This window comes from Clostridium chromiireducens, from assembly GCF_002029255.1.
Taxonomy (GTDB): Bacteria; Bacillota; Clostridia; order Clostridiales; family Clostridiaceae; genus Clostridium; species Clostridium chromiireducens.
The window spans coordinates 1-19,037 of record NZ_MZGT01000084.1; the positions used below are offsets into that span (position 1 = coordinate 1).

At 30.7% G+C, this 19,037-nt stretch carries 14 protein-coding genes; 1 reads left to right on the forward strand and 13 read right to left on the reverse strand.

Annotated features, from left to right (window positions below):
• Positions 1-156 precede the first annotated feature (156 nt).
• The 3 genes from CLCHR_RS20875 to CLCHR_RS20885 form a co-directional block, all read right to left on the reverse strand.
• Positions 157-1,893 carry a PocR ligand-binding domain-containing protein gene (locus tag CLCHR_RS20875; protein WP_079441849.1) on the reverse strand — a complete coding sequence of 579 codons (1,737 nt, stop codon included), beginning with the start codon at positions 1,891-1,893 and terminating at the stop codon, positions 157-159.
• 134 nt (positions 1,894-2,027) lie between these two features.
• Positions 2,028-3,734, reverse strand: a complete 1,707-nt coding sequence (locus CLCHR_RS20880) for a methyl-accepting chemotaxis protein (protein ID WP_079441850.1) — start codon at positions 3,732-3,734, stop codon at positions 2,028-2,030.
• A 28-nt stretch (positions 3,735-3,762) separates the two neighbouring features.
• Positions 3,763-5,196, reverse strand: coding sequence for a putative bifunctional diguanylate cyclase/phosphodiesterase (locus CLCHR_RS20885; protein WP_079441851.1), 1,434 nt, complete (start codon positions 5,194-5,196; stop codon positions 3,763-3,765).
• A 384-nt stretch (positions 5,197-5,580) separates the two neighbouring features.
• Between CLCHR_RS20885 and CLCHR_RS20890 the strand changes: the two genes are divergently transcribed.
• Positions 5,581-6,180 carry a tyrosine-type recombinase/integrase gene (locus tag CLCHR_RS20890; RefSeq protein WP_079441852.1) on the forward strand — a complete coding sequence of 200 codons (600 nt, stop codon included), beginning with the start codon at positions 5,581-5,583 and terminating at the stop codon, positions 6,178-6,180.
• A gap of 213 nt (positions 6,181-6,393) precedes the next feature.
• Here CLCHR_RS20890 and CLCHR_RS20895 read toward each other — a convergent pair whose 3' ends face one another.
• The 10 genes from CLCHR_RS20895 to CLCHR_RS25695 all read right to left on the reverse strand — a co-directional run.
• Positions 6,394-8,100 (reverse strand): methyl-accepting chemotaxis protein, encoded by a 1,707-nt coding sequence (locus CLCHR_RS20895; RefSeq protein ID WP_079441854.1) that lies wholly within the window; start codon positions 8,098-8,100, stop codon positions 6,394-6,396.
• Between the two features lie 419 nt (positions 8,101-8,519).
• Entirely contained in the window at positions 8,520-9,938 is a 1,419-nt protein-coding gene (gene hydG, locus CLCHR_RS20900) for a [FeFe] hydrogenase H-cluster radical SAM maturase HydG (protein ID WP_079441855.1), read from the reverse strand.
• 145 nt (positions 9,939-10,083) lie between these two features.
• Entirely contained in the window at positions 10,084-10,335 is a 252-nt protein-coding gene (locus CLCHR_RS20905; protein ID WP_079441867.1) for a TM1266 family iron-only hydrogenase system putative regulator, read from the reverse strand.
• Between the two features lie 502 nt (positions 10,336-10,837).
• Positions 10,838-11,671: a DegV family protein gene (locus tag CLCHR_RS20910; RefSeq protein ID WP_079441859.1), complete on the reverse strand. Its 834-nt coding sequence runs from the start codon at positions 11,669-11,671 to the stop codon at positions 10,838-10,840.
• Between the two features lie 374 nt (positions 11,672-12,045).
• Entirely contained in the window at positions 12,046-13,263 is a 1,218-nt protein-coding gene (gene mmsB / locus CLCHR_RS20915) for a multiple monosaccharide ABC transporter permease (RefSeq protein ID WP_079441861.1), read from the reverse strand.
• An 11-nt stretch (positions 13,264-13,274) separates the two neighbouring features.
• Positions 13,275-14,810: a multiple monosaccharide ABC transporter ATP-binding protein gene (gene mmsA / locus CLCHR_RS20920; RefSeq protein ID WP_079441862.1), complete on the reverse strand. Its 1,536-nt coding sequence runs from the start codon at positions 14,808-14,810 to the stop codon at positions 13,275-13,277.
• A gap of 66 nt (positions 14,811-14,876) precedes the next feature.
• Complete coding sequence (gene chvE, locus CLCHR_RS20925) at positions 14,877-16,016, reverse strand: multiple monosaccharide ABC transporter substrate-binding protein (RefSeq protein WP_079441863.1); 1,140 nt, start codon at positions 16,014-16,016, stop codon at positions 14,877-14,879.
• Between the two features lie 201 nt (positions 16,017-16,217).
• On the reverse strand, positions 16,218-16,490 hold the full coding sequence (locus tag CLCHR_RS20930) for a hypothetical protein (protein WP_079441864.1): 273 nt from the start codon (positions 16,488-16,490) through the stop codon (positions 16,218-16,220).
• Positions 16,491-17,065: 575 nt separating this feature from the next.
• A complete protein-coding gene (locus tag CLCHR_RS20935) occupies positions 17,066-18,673 on the reverse strand; it encodes a xylulokinase (RefSeq protein WP_079441865.1) in 1,608 nt (535 codons plus the stop codon).
• A 218-nt stretch (positions 18,674-18,891) separates the two neighbouring features.
• A partial coding sequence (locus tag CLCHR_RS25695; RefSeq protein ID WP_169896785.1) for a transketolase-like TK C-terminal-containing protein occupies positions 18,892-19,037 on the reverse strand: 146 nt, incomplete at its 5' end.

The window sequence follows — 19,037 nt, forward strand, 5'->3', positions numbered from 1 at the left end:
AATATCCGGTACTTTCATTTGGAATCCTCCCTTATTATTTTTAAGTATATTATTCCAAATCTACCATCAAACAATACAAAAAAAGAATGTAGTAGATTTGTTTTACACAAATCTATCTACATTCCTTAAAAAAATCAAACAGTATTATTTTCTCTACTAATTTGCATATATATCTGAAAATTCAATTCTTATCTTTTCAATATAATTACTTAAATTATTATCAATTAATTTTAAATTTTCTCTACTATTACTACTATCTACAACATTAACTGGAAATTTCAAAATAAATTTAGTTCCAATCCCGTACTTACTTTCGGCCGAAATGCTACCTCCTTGCATCTCTAATAATGATTTTGCAAGAGATAATCCTATTCCACTTCCCTCCTGATTTCTTGTAAATGATTTATCTACCTGCCTAAACCTGTCAAATATTATGTCTACCTTATCTTGTGGTATACCTATTCCAGTATCTTCAACTGAGATTGTTATATATTCTTTACCATCCTTTATACGTACAAATATACTCCCACCAGGTTCTGTAAATTTTGTAGCATTTGATAGAATATTAAGCATTATCCTTTCAACTTTATCTAAATCACAGGCTATTACCTTTTCCTCTATATTAGTATCAAATGTGATATTTATGTTATTACACTCCGTATATTCTGCTACAGATAGAACTATTTCTTCTATTACATTTATAATATTGCAATTTACCATATTAATCTCAAGAAACCCTGAATCCAACTTCGTAAAATCAATAAGATTATTAATTAATCTTATTAATCTATAACAATTTTGAGTTTGAATATTAAGATTATTGGTTATTTTCTCCTTATTGATCACTTTTTCTTGTACATTCATATTAATAACTTTTGTTGTACAAAGCAAGAGATTTAATGGTGTTTTTAATTCATGAGAAATATTCGCAAAAAATTCTGTTCTTATTCTCTCAAGCTCTATAGCTTCATTTTTTAATGTCAATTCTGCTTGCTTTCTTTCTGTAATATTGCGAACAGTTCCTAAAATCCTCTCATCTCCATCTATATTTATTACTCTAACGCTTGCTTCTACCCACAATTTGCTGCCATCTTTTCTTCTACAAATTACTTCTAAAATCAATTTATCTAATTTCTTAACCTCAGCAACTATCTCACTTACATTAGCATAATTACATAACTCTTGAAAACAAATAATTTGTCCCACATTTATATTTAGCAATTCTTCTTTGCTGTAGCTAGACATAGATACAGCAGTTTCATTTACATCTAATATATTTCCATTTAAATCACCAATATATATTGCATCATTAACTAAATTAAATATTGTATCTAAATATTTCTTACTCTTTTGAAGCTTTTTTTGAGAATTTTCGTACTCTAGTTGCCTCATCCCACTTTCAACCATAGTCATAATTAGTCCTTTATAATACTCAATTATATGTTCAACTTTTTCTCTTGAAAAAGTTGGAACTCTACTCAGTGCATCTAGGTATTCTTCTTCGTTAAATCCGTATTTTTGTGCTTGTTTGCGAAAATATTCTTTATTTATAACTTCATCATCGTAAAAAAATTGTCCAAAGAAAAGTGTTGCTATATGTACATCTGATAAAATAATAGGTATTGCTATATCCCACATATTATTCAAACATTTATAAGCTATATGATCATTTTTATTAATGTGTGATCTAATATAGTCGTTACTAATAGCACAATTTTTACAAGTTATTTTATGTGCCATATGATATTTAGTGCATATATCCTGCCATCCTACTGCAACTTCAATATTTCCATCTATCCCAATTATACCTATTGGAATTCCTGCAACTGCGTAAATATTTTCAGCAATTTTTCTTATAGAAGCAATATTTATCAATTCCTTAAAATTAAACATCCCAATAACCTCTCTTTATCCAGCAATTAATTATTAAAATATTCTAAAAACCTAGAAGAAAGCATAAGCCAAGAAGCTCATACTTTCTTCAGTAACTCTATATAAATCTCTAACCATTATTCTTAATTTATTCTTTATATTTTAAATTTTTGTACCATTTCATTAAGTCTTTGCGCGAGCTCAGCCTGGCTATGAGCTGTCTCTGCCACCTGTCCTATTGCCCTAGTAGCTTCATCCATACTTTCCTTTATTTTATCTGCTTGCTCGTTAGATTTTTGTGCTGCGGTAGCAACTTCTTGTACAACTTCACTAACTTGCCCCACAGTCGCTGTTATTTCTTCTGACATAGATGCAATCTCTTCAGACATAGTGCTCACAAAGTTTGAATCACTATAGTATTGGCTTCCAGTCTCTCTATAAGCATTAAATTGCTCGTTAACTTCATTATTTATAAATCTTAAGATATCATTTCCAGTATCAATACTATTATTGAACGTCTCTCTAACTTTTACGATTGTTTCTTGAATAGCAGTTACCGCCTGAGATGACTGTTCTGCTAGTTTTCTTACTTCTTCAGCAACTACCGCAAAGCCTTTACCTTGTTCTCCTGCTCTTGCAGCTTCAATAGCCGCGTTTAAGGCTAATAAATTTGTTTGTTCAGCTATTCCACCTATAGTATCTGCCATAATTTTTATGCTTTCTACAACTTTTCCATTTTCAATAACTTGCAGCATCTTATTTTCTTTTTCAGAGTATAGCTCTTTTGTTTGTTCTAGTGCATTCTTGCTCTTTAACTGAACCTGCGTAGCTCTTTCCTTAGATTTATTTGCACTACCGCTGCCTTCCATAGCTCTTTCTGAAAGCTCAATAATACTTGCATTAATTTCTTCTACTGATGCACTCATTTCTTCCGATGCCGCGCTTGATTCCTGCATACCTGCTGCAATTTGGTTTATAGCATCATCTATGCTTACGGCTTTAGACGCCAGTTCTTCTGCTGTAGCTGATAGCTCTTCACTTGATGCACTTATATCCTGTGAATTCCCCATTATTTCTTTAACTAATATATTTACATTTTCTTGTGCTTTATTTAGAGATACACCAGTTTGTCCGAATTCATCTTTCCTTGTAATAATGATTGAGGTTGAAAAATCATATTTAGCTAGTCTTTCTGCATATTCCTTTATCTTATTAAGAGGTGCATTTATATGCCTTGACATATACACACCAAGCATCATTGCAATTATGAATCCTAATATGGTTAATATTAGGATAGTTGTGCTTGAATTTTCATATATTGAGTCAATATTATTATTAGCTTCATCTGCTAAATTAAAATTTGCTTCTATAATTTTATCAAGACTGTTCATCATCTCATTTTCTATTGGTTGAAATTTTGCAAATTGGTTTTGTGCCTCATTAAAATCGTTGGACTTAGCTGCATTAATTATTTTTTGCCTTACATCTCTATATTTTGTCACATTATTTCTGAATTCTGTAAAAACCTTTTTTTCATCCTCTGTAGTAGCCAAAGTTTCATACTCAGCGATATATTTATTATCGTCCTCTACCATTTTAGCAATTTTTTTTTCTGCTTCTGATACTATATTCTTATCCTTTTCATACATTATAGTTAATATTTGTGACTTAATTTCAGACATATTTGATTTTATAGATAAGTTTTGTCTAATACTTTGTAAGTTGTTACTATACATGCTTTCAGCATTATTATGTACCTTTCCTAATGAAATTCCTCCAACTAAACCCACTATCCCAATAATCACAGCTACTACTAGAAATGATAAAACTAGTTTAGTTTTAACTTTGTTAAATAAGTTCATCTAATATTTCCTCCTTTAGTTGAAATTGTTATCTATATCGCTTTATATTGTTATTGTGATTTTTCAACAAAACCTCCATTTGCTGACACGGAAGTGGTTTACTAAAATAAAACCCTTGAAATATGTTGCATCCTAACTCAGATAATAACTTCATCTGCTCTCGTGTTTCCACACCTTCAGTAATTATCTTATACTTCAAATCTTTAGATAAGTTAACAATATTTTTTATCAAAACTTTATTTTTATAGTTCTCAATATTGTCAATAAATGTTTTATCTATTTTTAGTGTGTTAATTGGAATATCAACTAAGTAACTTAGTGAAGAGTATCCTGTTCCAAAATCGTCAATTGCTATATTAACCCCACTATTCATAAGTTCATCTAAGACCTGTACTCTTTCTTTGCAGACATCTATCAAAGTTCCTTCTGTTATCTCTATTTCAAATAAGTTAGGATGAATATTATGTTTAAAACAATAGTTTAGTAAAGTATCTTTAAAATCTATTTCTCTCATTTGAATTGGCGATATATTAACGGAAATATTATTAAATTTATAACCTTTCTCTCTCCATTTAGATGCTTGTTCCAATGCTTTATCTATTACCCAATCACCAATTTTAATTATGTATCCGGTCTCTTCAGCAATAGGGATAAACTCTGCTGGTGAAACAGATCCAAGTTTTTTACTATTCCACCTTAAGAGTGCTTCTATCCCTATGATCTCATTGCTTACTATGTTAATTTGTGGTTGGTAAAAAATATCTAATTCTCCTTTATTAATTGCATTTTCTAATTCATTCTTTATTAATACTTCTCTATAATAACTATCTAATGTTTCATTACTAAAAAAAGTATACGTAGACTTTCCCATATTTTTGGACTTGTACATTGCAAAATCGCAGAATTTTAGCAGTTCATCAGCATTCAAACTATTATTTGGAAATATTGCTATTCCCATGCTTACAGTAATCTGTATTTTTTCATTGAGTATTTTAAATGGCTTCTTTAACTCTCTATAAATTCTTCGGCATAAGTTCTCTATTTCTAATTCTGAATTGTATTCATAAACTATAATCGCGAACTCATCACCATTTAGTCTTGCTAAATCCGATTCTTTTCCAATGCAATTATAAAGTAATTCAGAAAATAGCTTTAAGATTGCGTCACCTACATTGTACCCCCAATTGTCGTTAATAACTTTACAATTATCAATATCAATGTAGATAACTGCTCCTTTTTTGTGGTTGATTTTATTCTTCTCTAACGCTAAATTAAGCTTCTCAAAAAAATACATGCTATTTGGAAGCTTGGTAAGTACATCATATTTATTAAGCATGTTAATATATTTTATCTCTACATTACTTTTTTCATTATTTATTCTCCCTTTTGTTTTACAAAGGATTTCCTTATTTCGCTCAAAACCATACTGTTTGTTTAAATTTAATACTTTGACCCTATTCATAAATAAATTCCTCTTTTAATTTAAGATTATCACGTACGCTGTTCTAAAATCATCACCTCATTTTACTTATATTATTTATTTCACAATAGTAAAACAGACTACGTTTGATGTAATTTTTTTCCTCTTGATTCTCTATATTAATCAACTATAATAATTATTGGAACATAATAAATATTTTGTATAATTTAACTACTTGATTTTCACCTCTTTTAACCATAACTGACATATTTACACTCATTTTTAGCGTTAAAATATGACTTTATTTAACAACATACATTCGAGTTCCGCTTTTTTATACATTATTTACATATCTTGCAATGTATATTATAATAAAATTGGACAAAATATTTATAATGTATTATTGTTTTTCAAAGGGGAATATAAATGAGATCATCTAACGAAACTAAAATAAAATATTTAACACAAAAGGAAGCAATATCATTATTTAATGCAATAGAAACTTCTGGTAGTCTACATTCAACACGTGATTTAGCAATATTTAGATTAGCTTATAGATGTGGCCTTAGAGCTTCCGAAATTTCATTATTAAAATTAGAAAATTACAATACTCCTAAAGGAGAAATATACTGCCAAAGATTAAAAGGTAGTAAAAATAATACTATAAGACTTGATAAAAGAACAAAAAACGCCTTAGATAAATATATAGATGAATCCAATATTAAGTCTGAATCACAAACTATTTTTAAAAGTCAAAAAGATAATCCAATCTCACGACAAACACTAGATTATCTTACTAAAAAATACTGTTCATTGGCTCAAATAGAAGACAGGTCAAAACATCATTTTCATGCTATAAAACACACTACAGCCGTACATCTTGCAGAATGCGATATGGATATTAAAGAACTGCAATGGTGGCTTGGACATAAATCCGTATCTAATACAGAAATATACTTTCAATTCACTACAAAACAGCAGGACAGAATGTATGCTAAACTTGAGGGCAAAAGCGAAATGGTATAATTTCATAAATATAGTTAAATGAATTCGAGACATATTTAGAACTAAATATGTCTCGAATTCATTTAACTATATTTATGTTCATATGAAAATATGAACTCTAAAAATCACGTTTTTCTTAATTAAAAAAGCACAATATTCAATAATTATACTTTCTTTAATAATTTTATATATTTATTTTAAAAGATAACTTCATACTTCAAGTTATCTTTATTATTAAACTTTAAACTTCTGTACCATTTCATTAAGCCTTTGCGCAAGTTCCGCTTGAGCATGTGCTGTTTCTGCCACTTGCTCTATTCCCTTAGTCGTCTCATCCATACTTTCTTTTATAGTATCTACTTGTTCATTAGATTTTTGCGCTGTAACAGCAACTTCCTGTACAACTTCACTAACTTGCCCTATGGTTGCCGTAATTTCTTCTGACATAGATGCTATTTCTTCTGACATTATGCTAACAAAGCTAGAATCATTATAATATTGATTTCCGGTTTCCTTATAAGCATTAAATTGCTCATTAACTTCATTATTTATAAATCTTAATATATCATTTCCAGTGTCAATACTATTATTAAACGCATCCTGAACTTTTGCAATTGTTTCTTGAATAGCAGTAACTGCTTGCGATGATTGTTCTGCCAGTTTTCTTACTTCTTCAGCAACAACGGCAAACCCTTTACCTTGTTCTCCTGCCCTAGCTGCCTCGATAGCAGCGTTTAAGGCCAATAAATTAGTTTGCTCTGCTATCCCACCTATAGTATCAGCCATGATTTTAATGCTATCTACTACTTTTCCATTTTCAATAACTTGCAACATCTTATTTTCTTTTTCAGCATATAATTCTTTTGTTTGTTGTAAAGCCTTATTACTCTCTATCTGAACCTCAGTGGCTTTTTCCTTAGATTTATTGGCATTGCCACTGCCTTCCACTGCTCTTTCTGAAAGTTCAACTATACTTGCGTTTATTTCTTCCACTGATGCACTCATTTCTTCTGATGCCGCACTTGATTCCTGCATACCTGCTGCAATTTTATTTATAGCTCCATCTATACTTACAGCTTTAGACGCTAATTCTTCTGCCGTAGCTGAAAGTTCTTCACTTGATGCACTTATATCCTGTGAATTTTCCATAATTTCCTTAACTAATATATTTACATTTTCTTGAGCTTTATTTAAAGAAATACCGGTTTGTCCAAATTCGTCTTTTCTAGCAATCATTATTGGCATTGAAAAATCATATTTAGCTAATCTTTCTGCATATTCCTTCATTTTATTAAGGGGCACAGTTATATTCTTTGATATAAACATTCCAAGTACTATTGCAATTGCAAATCCTGCTATTGTTAATATTGTCATAGTTGTATTAGAATTTTGATATATTAAATAAATATCATTATTAGCTACATCTGCCGCCGTCAAATTTATCCCTATAATTTTATCAAGGCTATTCATCATCTCATCTTCTATTGGCTGCATTGCAACAAATTGATTTTGGGCTTCTTTAAAATCATCAATATCTACAGCCCTTATTATCCCGTCTCTAGCTGCTCTGTATTTGGCCACATTACTTTTAAATTGTGAAAGAGCACTCTCTTCCTCAGGTGTCGACGCCAATTTTCCATATTCCTCTATATACTTATTATCTTCTTCTACCAATATATTAACAGTTTTCTTCGCCTGTTCTACTTTTGCTTTATCATCTTCATACATTATAGTTAAAATCTGCGCTTTGATTTCAGACATATTTGCTTTTATAGATAAGTTTTGTCTAACACTTTGTAAATTATTACTATACATTCCCTCAGCACTAATATTTACCTTTTTTAATGATAAACATCCAACACTTCCAACTATCCAGATAACTACTGCGACAGTTAAAAATGATAAGATTATTTTTAGCTTTACACTTTTTCTTAAGCTCATTTCTGTCAACCTTCTCCCTAGTAATTTAACTTTATAAACTAAATATTATTTAGCCTATTTTCTCCAAAAGCACTTTTCATTTATTAAAATTAAATCGAATAATATATATAATTTCATTATATTATATATATTAATACGTGTAAATCAATTCATAATATACCTGAATAAATTATATATAAATTGTAACTTAATAATACTCTACTTAATATTTTGGTGTTTAGTTTATATATTTGTCAATATATAATTGTACTGGATTTCGCATACCTGATAGTATTATACAAATTAAGAATATGAATAAAATTAAAAAGAAAGAGATTGTATTCATTTTTGCATAACTCTTGTGATTATGTAAAAACGAATCAATCTCTTAGCTAATTATTATAATAATCTTGTCTTTATTAAGATAAGTAAATTCTAAATTAGAATCTAAAATCACGTTTTCCTTCATTTAAATTTTCAAGATTTTCTATTACAATCTTTTTAACTTTTTCATTTGGAATATTAGGGATTTCATTTTTAATTACTTCTTCGCCTTTTTTCTTTGTATCTTCCGAAGCATAATCCTCTAAGTACTCTTTTAAAGTCATAAGTGCATTAGGCTGACAACAGTTTGCTATTTGCCCTGACTTTACAAGCTGCATAAATCTATCACCAGTTCTTCCTTCTCTGTAGCAAGCAGTGCAGAAACTTGGGATATGTCCCTTTTCAAGCAGCCAATTTACTATTTCATCTAAAGTTCTAGTATCACTTACATCAAATTGGGCTGAATTCTCTTCTTCCTTTTCTTTTTCCGCATATCCTCCAACACTTGTAGATGATCCTCCACTTATTTGAGAAACTCCTAATTCAAGTACTTTTTCTCTTGTTTTTTGAGATTCTCTTGTTGAAACAATAAGGCCCGTATATGGAACTGTAATTCTAAGTACTGCAACTATTTTAGCAAATATCTCATCTGAAATTGCATTAGTAAATTCATCTGGATTTATATCATCAGCTGGCCTTATTCTTGGCACACTTATAGTATGTGGTCCAACCCCCATAGCCGCTTCTAAATGCTCTGCATGCATTAATAGGCCAACAAAATCATATCTGTACATATTTAATCCATACAATACGCCAAGTCCAACATCATCAATTCCGCCTTCCATAGCTCTATCCATCGCTTCTGTATGGTAAGCATAATCGTGCTTTGGCCCTGTTGGGTGAAGTTCTTCATATGTCTTTTTGTGATAAGTTTCTTGGAATAAGATATATGTTCCAATCTCCGCTTCCTTTAGTTTTCTATAATTCTCAACAGTTGTAGCTGCTATATTTACATTAACTCTTCTAATTGCGCCATTTTTATGTTTTATGCTATAAATTGTCTTTATACTTTCTAATACATACTCAAGTGGATTATTTACTGGATCTTCTCCTGCTTCTAATGCAAGTCTTTTGTGACCAAGATCTTGAAGGGCAATAACTTCCCTTTCAATTTCTTCCTGAGTAAGTTTTTTTCTTGTTATATGCTTATTCTTATGGTGGTATGGACAGTACGTACATCCATTTACACAATAATTTGAAAGATATAACGGAGCAAACATTACTATTCTATTTCCATAAAACTTTTGCTTAATTTCTTTAGCGAGCTTATATATTTTTTCGTTTTCCTCATCTAGTTCACATTCAAGTAAAACTGCTGCTTCTCTATGAGAAAGGCCTTTAAACTCTTTAGCTTTCTCTAAAATTTCATTAATTAGTTTCTTATTATTCTTATTTTGTTTAGCATATTCAAGACTTTCTAATATTTCTCCATCATCAATAAACTCTGTTGCTACTTTTGACTTAACATTATACATTTTCAACTCTTCTTTCTTTAATTGGATTTTGATTCGTTCTGATTATTTATCCAATTTAGGCATATGAAAGAAAATAACAACTCCAAAATAGACTAGAATATTGACTTGTTATTTTTTTCATTATGCCTTAGACAAGGACTAAACTTTACTTTCCAGTTTTTGAATACATTGTTTTCACATTTATACCTGGAATCATGCCTAGCTTACCTGATAATGAACTGATCACATCATTTGTAGCATCTATTACGACACTTATTATTCCCACATTCTTCTCTCGATAAGGGATTCCCATTCTTCCAACCATATACTGTGAATATTCATGCAAAATACTATTAATCTTATCTGTTGAATTCATATCTTCTACTATAATCCCTATCAATGCAATTCTTGTCTCCATGCTAATTATTCCTTTCAAGAACAAAATATCTCCAGTTTTTGACGTACTAATTAACAATTATTGCTATCTAATTGTTATAGAAAAAATAAAAACCTGCATCCAAAAAGGCGCAGGGATAGTGTATCTCTATCTTATAATACCGCCTTGTCATTTGGGACGAACCCTCATGTATTTCAGAACGATTATTTCTTTGAAATCTTTCTCTTTGGAATTCTCCTCAAAGTCAGACTATAATTTTATTTTAACACAAAGGTATGCTTTAGCAAAGCTTTCTCAACGTCCTACAAAAAAATAAGATTATTTAGAATAGTCATAAAATTTAAAGTATCATAGTTATTACAACCATGATACTTTAAATTATCAATGTGAATTACTATCCCAACTTGTTTTAACATCTTTCAATGATGCGAAATTGCTGATCTAGAGAGAGGCATCATTTTTACTTTAAAAATAAAAATAGCTAATTTTATTTTATATAAACTCAGCTATTTTACCATTAAAATTAGTAGCAGACTACAATCCCACCATCATCAGCATATACTGTACTAAGTCCGCTCCCTTCAAAGATAATAATATCTTTAAAGTTATACTTACTTCCTATTTCATCTTTGAGCTTTTCTGCTTTTTCTTTTGCATTTACATGCCCTATCCCAAGAATTTTATTTTTGAAATCAGTACCTTCTTCACCTATTATTTCTATCAACCTATTGAATGCTTTTTTCTTTCCTCTTACTTGTTCCTTGAGAATAATTTCTCCATCCTTTGCAGTCATAATTGGAACAATTTGCAGAAGTGATCCCATTAGTGCTTTAGCACTGCTTATCCTTCCGTTCTTAACCAGATTGTCCAACTTTTCTAAAACAAATAACGTCTTCATATTCTCTATGTATTGAGTAACTTGCTCTACAATTTGAGTATTATGCACTTTTTCTTCAATTAGTTGTTTTACTTTTAAAACAACTAAATCCGCTCCAGATACTGCTGTCTTACAGTCAAACACATGAACAAATCTACCTGTAAACTCTTCTTCTAACATTTCCTTAGCAATCATAGCACTATTGTAAGAACCACTTAGTTTCCCTGAAATAGTAACTATAAAATTATTTTCACACCTTTTTAAAGCTTCTAAAAAATCGTATGGAGATGGGCAAGCTGTTTTTATCTTATTTTTGCTATTTTTCATTTTCTGAAGTAATATGCTTCTCTCTAATTCTCGGTCTATGATTTCTTCATCATCAATTATAATTTTGAAAGGAATTCTCTCCATATACTCTTCATTTCCAAAAACTTCAGTATTAAAATCAACACAGCTGTCTACTATTATTCTAGTATTCATTTTATTCCCCCATATTATTTCATTTGTAGTTTTCATATTATATCTATCAGTTTATTCAATTAACAATACTTATTTAAGTTAATTATAATTATCCACTAAATTATATATTAATTTTACTATTATTAATAGTTCTTTTTTATTACTCTATGCACATCTAGAATTAATTACTATAGCACCATTTAATATTTACACCTAAAGATTCCTCTAATTCAGAATATCGAAATATTATATAATAAAAGACAAGTTCTGTGCTATATATAAATTATATAGCACAGAACTTGTCTTAATTAATTTACATCATTATTCAAAGTATTGTGTTTTAATTTCACCCTTATCCTATAGCTGCATGTAAGCAGTTATAGCTAAACTATGAGTTATTTCTTTTTCTTTGAATATAAGTCAAATACTACAGCGAATAATAATACAAATCCTTTAATAGCTTGTTGCCAGTTATTATCAACTCCCATTAATGACATACCATTATTAAGTACTCCCATTACAAGTCCCCCAACAACAGCTCCTAAAATTCTTCCAGTACCACCTGCTGTAGATGCTCCACCGATGTAACAAGCTGCTAAAGCATCTAATTCGAAGTTAACACCCGCTTTAGGTTGTGCTGAGTTAACACGAGCTGCATAAGCTAATCCAGCTAATGCTGCCATTAATCCCATATTTACAAATACTAAGAATGTAATTTTATCAACATTTACACCTGATAAAGCTGCTGCTTTTTTATTACCACCAACTGCATACACTTGTCTACCAAATACTGTTTTAGTAGTGATGAATGAGTAAATTGCTATTAATATTCCTGCTATTATTAATATATTTGGTATACCTTTATACGATGCTAGCACGAAAGTTCCACCCATGATTACTATAACTGATATTATATTTTTAGCATAAAACATTGAGTTATTATCAACACTAAAATTATACTTTTGAAGTTTCTTTCTTCCTTGTATATTGTTAAATACCATTATAACTGATAGTATCACACCAACGATTATTGCTGATCCTACTAAATAAACGTCACCCATTTTAAAGTAGAATAGTGGCGGTATAAATCCAGATCCTAGATTTGCAAATTCATTTGGAAATGGTGCAATTGTCTTACCATTTAGCATTATCATTGAAAATCCTCTAAAGATTAATTGTCCCGCTAATGTTACAACAAATCCCGGAATTGCTTTATATGAAATCCAATATCCTTGTACTGCACCAACAGCTACACCTACTAAAAGTGATAAAACAACAGATACCACAGGATTCATTCCCTTATTAACCATAAGAACTCCTGCTATTGCTCCAACAAAGGCACAGACCGAACCAACTGCAAGATCAACAGTACCTACGATAACTACTAAAAGCATACCTACAGCAAGAATAAGTACATAACCATTTTGCTGAATTAGGTTTGTAATATTAAGTGGTTTTAACATAATTCCCTTAGTTAAGACTGAAAATATAAGTACTACTACCAATAATGCAACAAGCATACCATTGTCCTTCATAAATTTGTTAAATGTACTTTTTTCACCTTTTGCCTTTTCTTGGTTGTTATTGTTTGCTACAACTTTTGCTTCACTCATTTTACTACCCCCTATTTTGATGCAACAATTTTACTCATGATAACTTCTTGAGTTGCATTTTCTTTATCTAGTTCTCCAATTATTTTCCCTTCATTCATAACATAAATTCTGTCACTTAGTCCAAGAACCTCTGGTAATTCAGATGAAATTACAATAACAGCTTTTCCTTGAGCTACCAAATCATTTATAATTGTATATATTTCATATTTTGCTCCAACGTCAATTCCTCTAGTAGGTTCATCAAGAATTAATAAATCTGGTTCAGCATAAACCCATCTTGAAAGTACTACTTTTTGTTGATTACCACCACTTAAGTTTCCAGTAAGCTGTAATATACTCGGAGTTTTGATTTTCATTGATTTTCTGAATTCTTCTGCCGCCAAAATCTCAACTTGTTCATTAATAACACCATTATTAGATATTTTACCTAATGAAGCTATCGAAATATTATGACGTATATCATCAATTAGGTTTAAACCTGCTTCTTTTCTATCTTCAGTTACGTAAGCAATACCTGCATTAATAGCATCTTTAACTGTTTTAAGATGAATTTCTTTACCTTCTTTTAAAATGCTACCAGAAATCTTTTGTCCATATGTTCTACCGAAAATGCTCATTGCAAGTTCAGTTCTTCCTGCACCCATAAGTCCAGCAATTCCAAGTACTTCGCCTTTTCTAACTTTTATATTTACATTATCAACCATTTTTCTATCTGGATAATCTGGATGATATACATTCCAATCCTTTATTTCAAACATCACATCTCCGATTTTAGGAGTTCTTTTTGGATAACGGTCTGTAAGTTCACGACCAACCATCCCTTTAACAATTCTATCCTCTGATATTTGCCCTCCAGAGGCATCTAATGTTTCAATGGTAGCTCCATCACGTAGTACTGTTATAGAGTCACATACTCTTGAAACCTCATTTAATTTATGTGAAATCAAAATACATGTAATTCCTTGTGATTTTAACTCCAACATTAATTTCAATAAATTCTCACTATCGTCCTCATTTAATGAGGCAGTCGGTTCGTCTAGAATTAATAATTTTACGTTTTTTGATAATGCCTTTGCGATTTCAATTAATTGCTGTTTACCAACACCTAGTGTGTTAACAATAGTATCTGGATCTTCATCTAATCCAACTTTTTTAAGTAATTCTTTAGTCCTAATTCTTACTTCTTGCCAGTCAATAACTCCATGACTTGCAAGTTCATTTCCTATAAATATATTTTCTCCTATGCTAAGATATGGACTTAAAGCCAATTCTTGATGTATAATAACTATTCCATCAGCTTCACTGTCTTTTATGCCTTTGTATTTACATGCCTTCCCATTATATAGAATTGCACCTTCGTATGATCCATGAGGATATATTCCACTTAGTACTTTCATTAAAGTTGATTTACCTGCTCCGTTTTCTCCACAAAGAGAATGAATTTCTCCTGATTGCACTCTTAAATTAACATTATCTAGTGCTTTTACACCTGGAAATGTCTTTGTTATATTTATCATTTCAAGGATAATATCATTATCTTTTAACATACGCCACGCCCCTCCTTATTTGAATGATAGCGGACAGTATGCCCACTATCATTACTGTAACTAGTCTTATTTAGAAAGATTTTCTTCTTTTAAATATCCTGAATCAATTAGGACTTCTTTGTAATTTGATTTATCTACAGATACTGGTTGACATAAGTAAGATGGTACAACTTTTACTCCATTGTTGTAAGTTTTCTCATCATTAACTTCAGCTTTTTGACCTTTAATTGCTGCATCAATTGTTTTAACAGCTTGAGCTGATAGTTTTCTTGTATCTTTAAAGATTGTTGATGTTTGCTCACCTGCAATTATAGATTTAATAGAAGCTGTTTCGGCATCTTGACCTGTAATTACTGGCCATGGAAGATCTCCCGAACCATATCCAACACTTCTTAATGCTTCTACAATACCACGGCTTATACCATCATATGGAGATAATACAGCATCAACTTTTTTACCACCTGAGTAGTTAGCAGTTAATATATTTTCCATTCTTGCTTGTGCTAAAGCACCATCCCATCTTAATGTACAGATTTCATCAAATTTAGTTTGACCTGAAACTACAGTTAATTTCTTAGAGTCTATATATGGTTGAAGTACTTCCATTGCACCTTCAAAGAACATATGCGCATTATTGTCATCTGGAGACCCAGCAAATAATTCTACGTTATATGATTTTTGTGCATTTTTTAAATCTAATTTCTTTTCTATATATTGACCCATTTGGTTTCCTACAAGTTTATTATCGAAAGAAATATAGTAGTCTACATTTGCAGTATTTTTAATTAAACGGTCATAAGCTATAACAGGAATTCCTGCATCTTTAGCTTTTTGACAAACATCAGTTAAAGATTCACCGTCGATATTTGCAATTACTAAACCACTAACACCTTTTGTAATTAAGTTTTCAGCTTGTGATACTTGAGTTTCTACAACGTCTTCTGCATATTGAAGATCTGTATTATATCCAAGTTCCTTTAAGCTCTTTACCATGTCATTTCCATCATTTATCCAACGTTCAGATGATTTAGTTGGCATTAAAATACCAATTGTTTTTCCGCTTCCTGATCCCCCATCAGTTTTGCCTTGTGACTCTGTTTTAGAAGCATCTGAATCTCCACCTGGAGCAGTAGTTGTTACACCACATCCAGCTATGGAACCTACTAATGCCATTGATAATAACATTGCCATTAATTTTTTCTTCATAATATTTTCTCCCTTCAACTTCCCATTTTATTAATTTATATTTTCTTTTAACCTACTAAATAATTATCACTTCTGATAAATTAAATTCGATTAAAAGCTAATATTCTAAATTACTGAAGACAATATAGCTTTGTTCATATATTTATCACCGCGAATCCAACTTCATTAATACGTTTTCATCAAATTCAGTTACATTCATATTTATTTTGACATATTATAAGTTAATTCAAGAATAACTAGTATAGCCATAGCATTAGCATATTTACTACTAATATTGAACTTATAATCCGGATTTTTCTTCTTATAAACCGCTGGTATTCCAAACCCTAGCAAAATTGCTAATCCAAATATAGCCAGTACACCAAAAGATGAAGTAATTATCCCAGAATCAATGGAAATAAAATATAATAATAAGCCAGGAGCTATAAGATAATATAATAATTTGTTACATAAAGTAATGTTCTTTTCATTCATTAAATCCTTCCCCCCATCCTAATAGATATTATTGTTTCATATCGAATTGATATATATTCGCATTATCCGAATATATATCATAGAAAATACATTTTCTCTATATATGCTCTATGATATATATCTTGTAAGTACATCAATATTCTTCTTTCTTACCTCACGAAAACCTCCCAGCTCCTTCTTTATATATCTAATCTGCTTGTACAAGTTAAGCGATAACTTGTTTTTTTAATTTGTATTTCATAAGCATCATTGTAAACTCTTAATGAATTATATCTTTACTAGATAACACTTGTTAATTTGTTGTACGTACTTGATGTTTTTATTATATATCGTTTTCATTAAAATATCAATAGTTTTTGTGAAAATATCTATAGTTTTTCGTTTTTTTTTGTACTACATGTGCAATTATTATTATATAGTATGTACAATACCGTTGCATCTCATCATGGTTGTGCATACATCTAATAACAATTTGTATTTATATTAATCAAAATCATTATAACATCCTTTTTCATGGAAAATAAATAATGAAGTTGAGTCCTTTTTATCGGACTCAATCTTCCTGGGTACACTTTCTATCTAAGGCTATCCACCGCTGCTCTTTCAATTGCAAGTCCCTTAGTATAACGTTTGATAAATTCATTAAATCCTTCAACATCCTTTGTATCTGGATCTATTCTTGTACCCATCTTTCCTGCAAATACTTTATTTGTAAGATAATCATCTAATGTTTCATTTTCAACTTTGTTTATCATATAAGACGCAAGTACCGCAATCCCCCATGCTCCGCCTTCTCCTGCTGTTTCCATAACAGAAACTGGCGCATCTATAGCTGCTGCCATAATCTTTTGTCCTACACCCTTAGTTTTAAACAAACCGCCATGACCTAACATTTCATCAACCTTAACGCCTTCCTCTTTAAGAAGAAGATCTAAACCTGTTTTTAGCGCGCCTAATGATGTAAATAAATGCACACGCATGAAATTAGCTAAGTTAAATTTACTTTCTGGTGTACGTACAAATAGTGGACGTCCTTCCTCAAAACCTGTTATATGCTCACCTGAGAAGTAATTATAGGCTAATAAGCCGCCACAATCTGAATCTCCTTCAAGTGCCTTATTATATAAAGTTGCAAATAACTTATTCATATCAACTTCTACGCCAAATGACTCTGCAAATTCTTTAAATAAACCAACCCAAGCATTAAGGTCAGAAGTACAATTATTACAGTGAACCATAGCTACTAGATTACCAGTAGGAGTTGTAACTAAATCTATTTCTTCATACGCTTTTGACAAGTCTTTTTCAAGTACGATCATTGCAAATACAGATGTTCCTGCTGATACATTACCAGTACGCTTTGCAATACTGTTAGTTGCAACCATTCCTGTTCCTGCATCACCTTCTGGTGGGCAGAATGGAATGCCTGGTTTTAATTGTCCTGTAACATCTAAAAGTTTTGCACCTTCTTCAGTAAGTACTCCTGCATTTTCTCCCGCTAACAATACCTTTGGTAAAATATCTCCAAGTTTCCATGAAAAATTCTTAGAAGCGACCAATTCATCAAACTGCTCAATCATATGTGCATTATAGTTCTTTGTATATATATCAATAGGGAACATTCCAGATGCTTCTCCAACACCTATAACCTTTTCACCTGTTAATTTCCAATGTATATATCCTTCCAAAGTTGTTTGAAAGTCTATATCAGTTACATGTTCTTCTCCATTTAAAATAGCTTGATAAAGGTGCGCAATACTCCATCTTTGCGGAATATGGTAGTTAAACAATTTTGTTAATTCTTCGGATGCTTTTTCAGTAATAGTGTTACGCCATGTACGGAATGGTACTAAAAGCTCTCCGTCTTTATTAAAAGCCATATATCCGTGCATCATAGCGCTGAACCCAATCGCACCTATTGCTTGAATAGTAACTCCATATTTTTCTTTAACATCCTCAGCCATCTTCTTGTAACTATCTTGAACACCAGTCCAGACATCATCTAAACTATAAGTCCAAATATTATTAATATATTGATTCTCCCAATCATGGCTTCCTGAAGCGATTGGTGTATTATCCTCATCGATTAAAACCGCTTTAATTCTAGTTGAACCTAGTTCAATCCCAAGCACTGTTTTACCATTGATGATAGCATCTTTTATATCATTTATTTCTATATTCATAAAAAAACCTCCATTAATATATCTACTTTTTAAATCGTTTACTTACTAAATAATAAATTAATCTACTTTTTAATGAGAGCAAGTCATGCAAATGATTTAAATAAATGCAAAACTTGCCCTCATAATTATATTATCTTCTCTTTATTACACACACACTTTTTCTTAGTTTATATTATTATTATCCGCTTCGCTATATTTATTAGTTTTTTTTATTTAAACTACTTTCCTGCAACTTTGACTGCTTTTTCTACCACATTTTCTACTGTGAATCCAAATTGTTTAAATAATGTTTCTGCATTTCCTGATGCTCCAAAAGTATCTAATGATATAACTTCTCCATCAAGACCTACATATTTGTGCCATC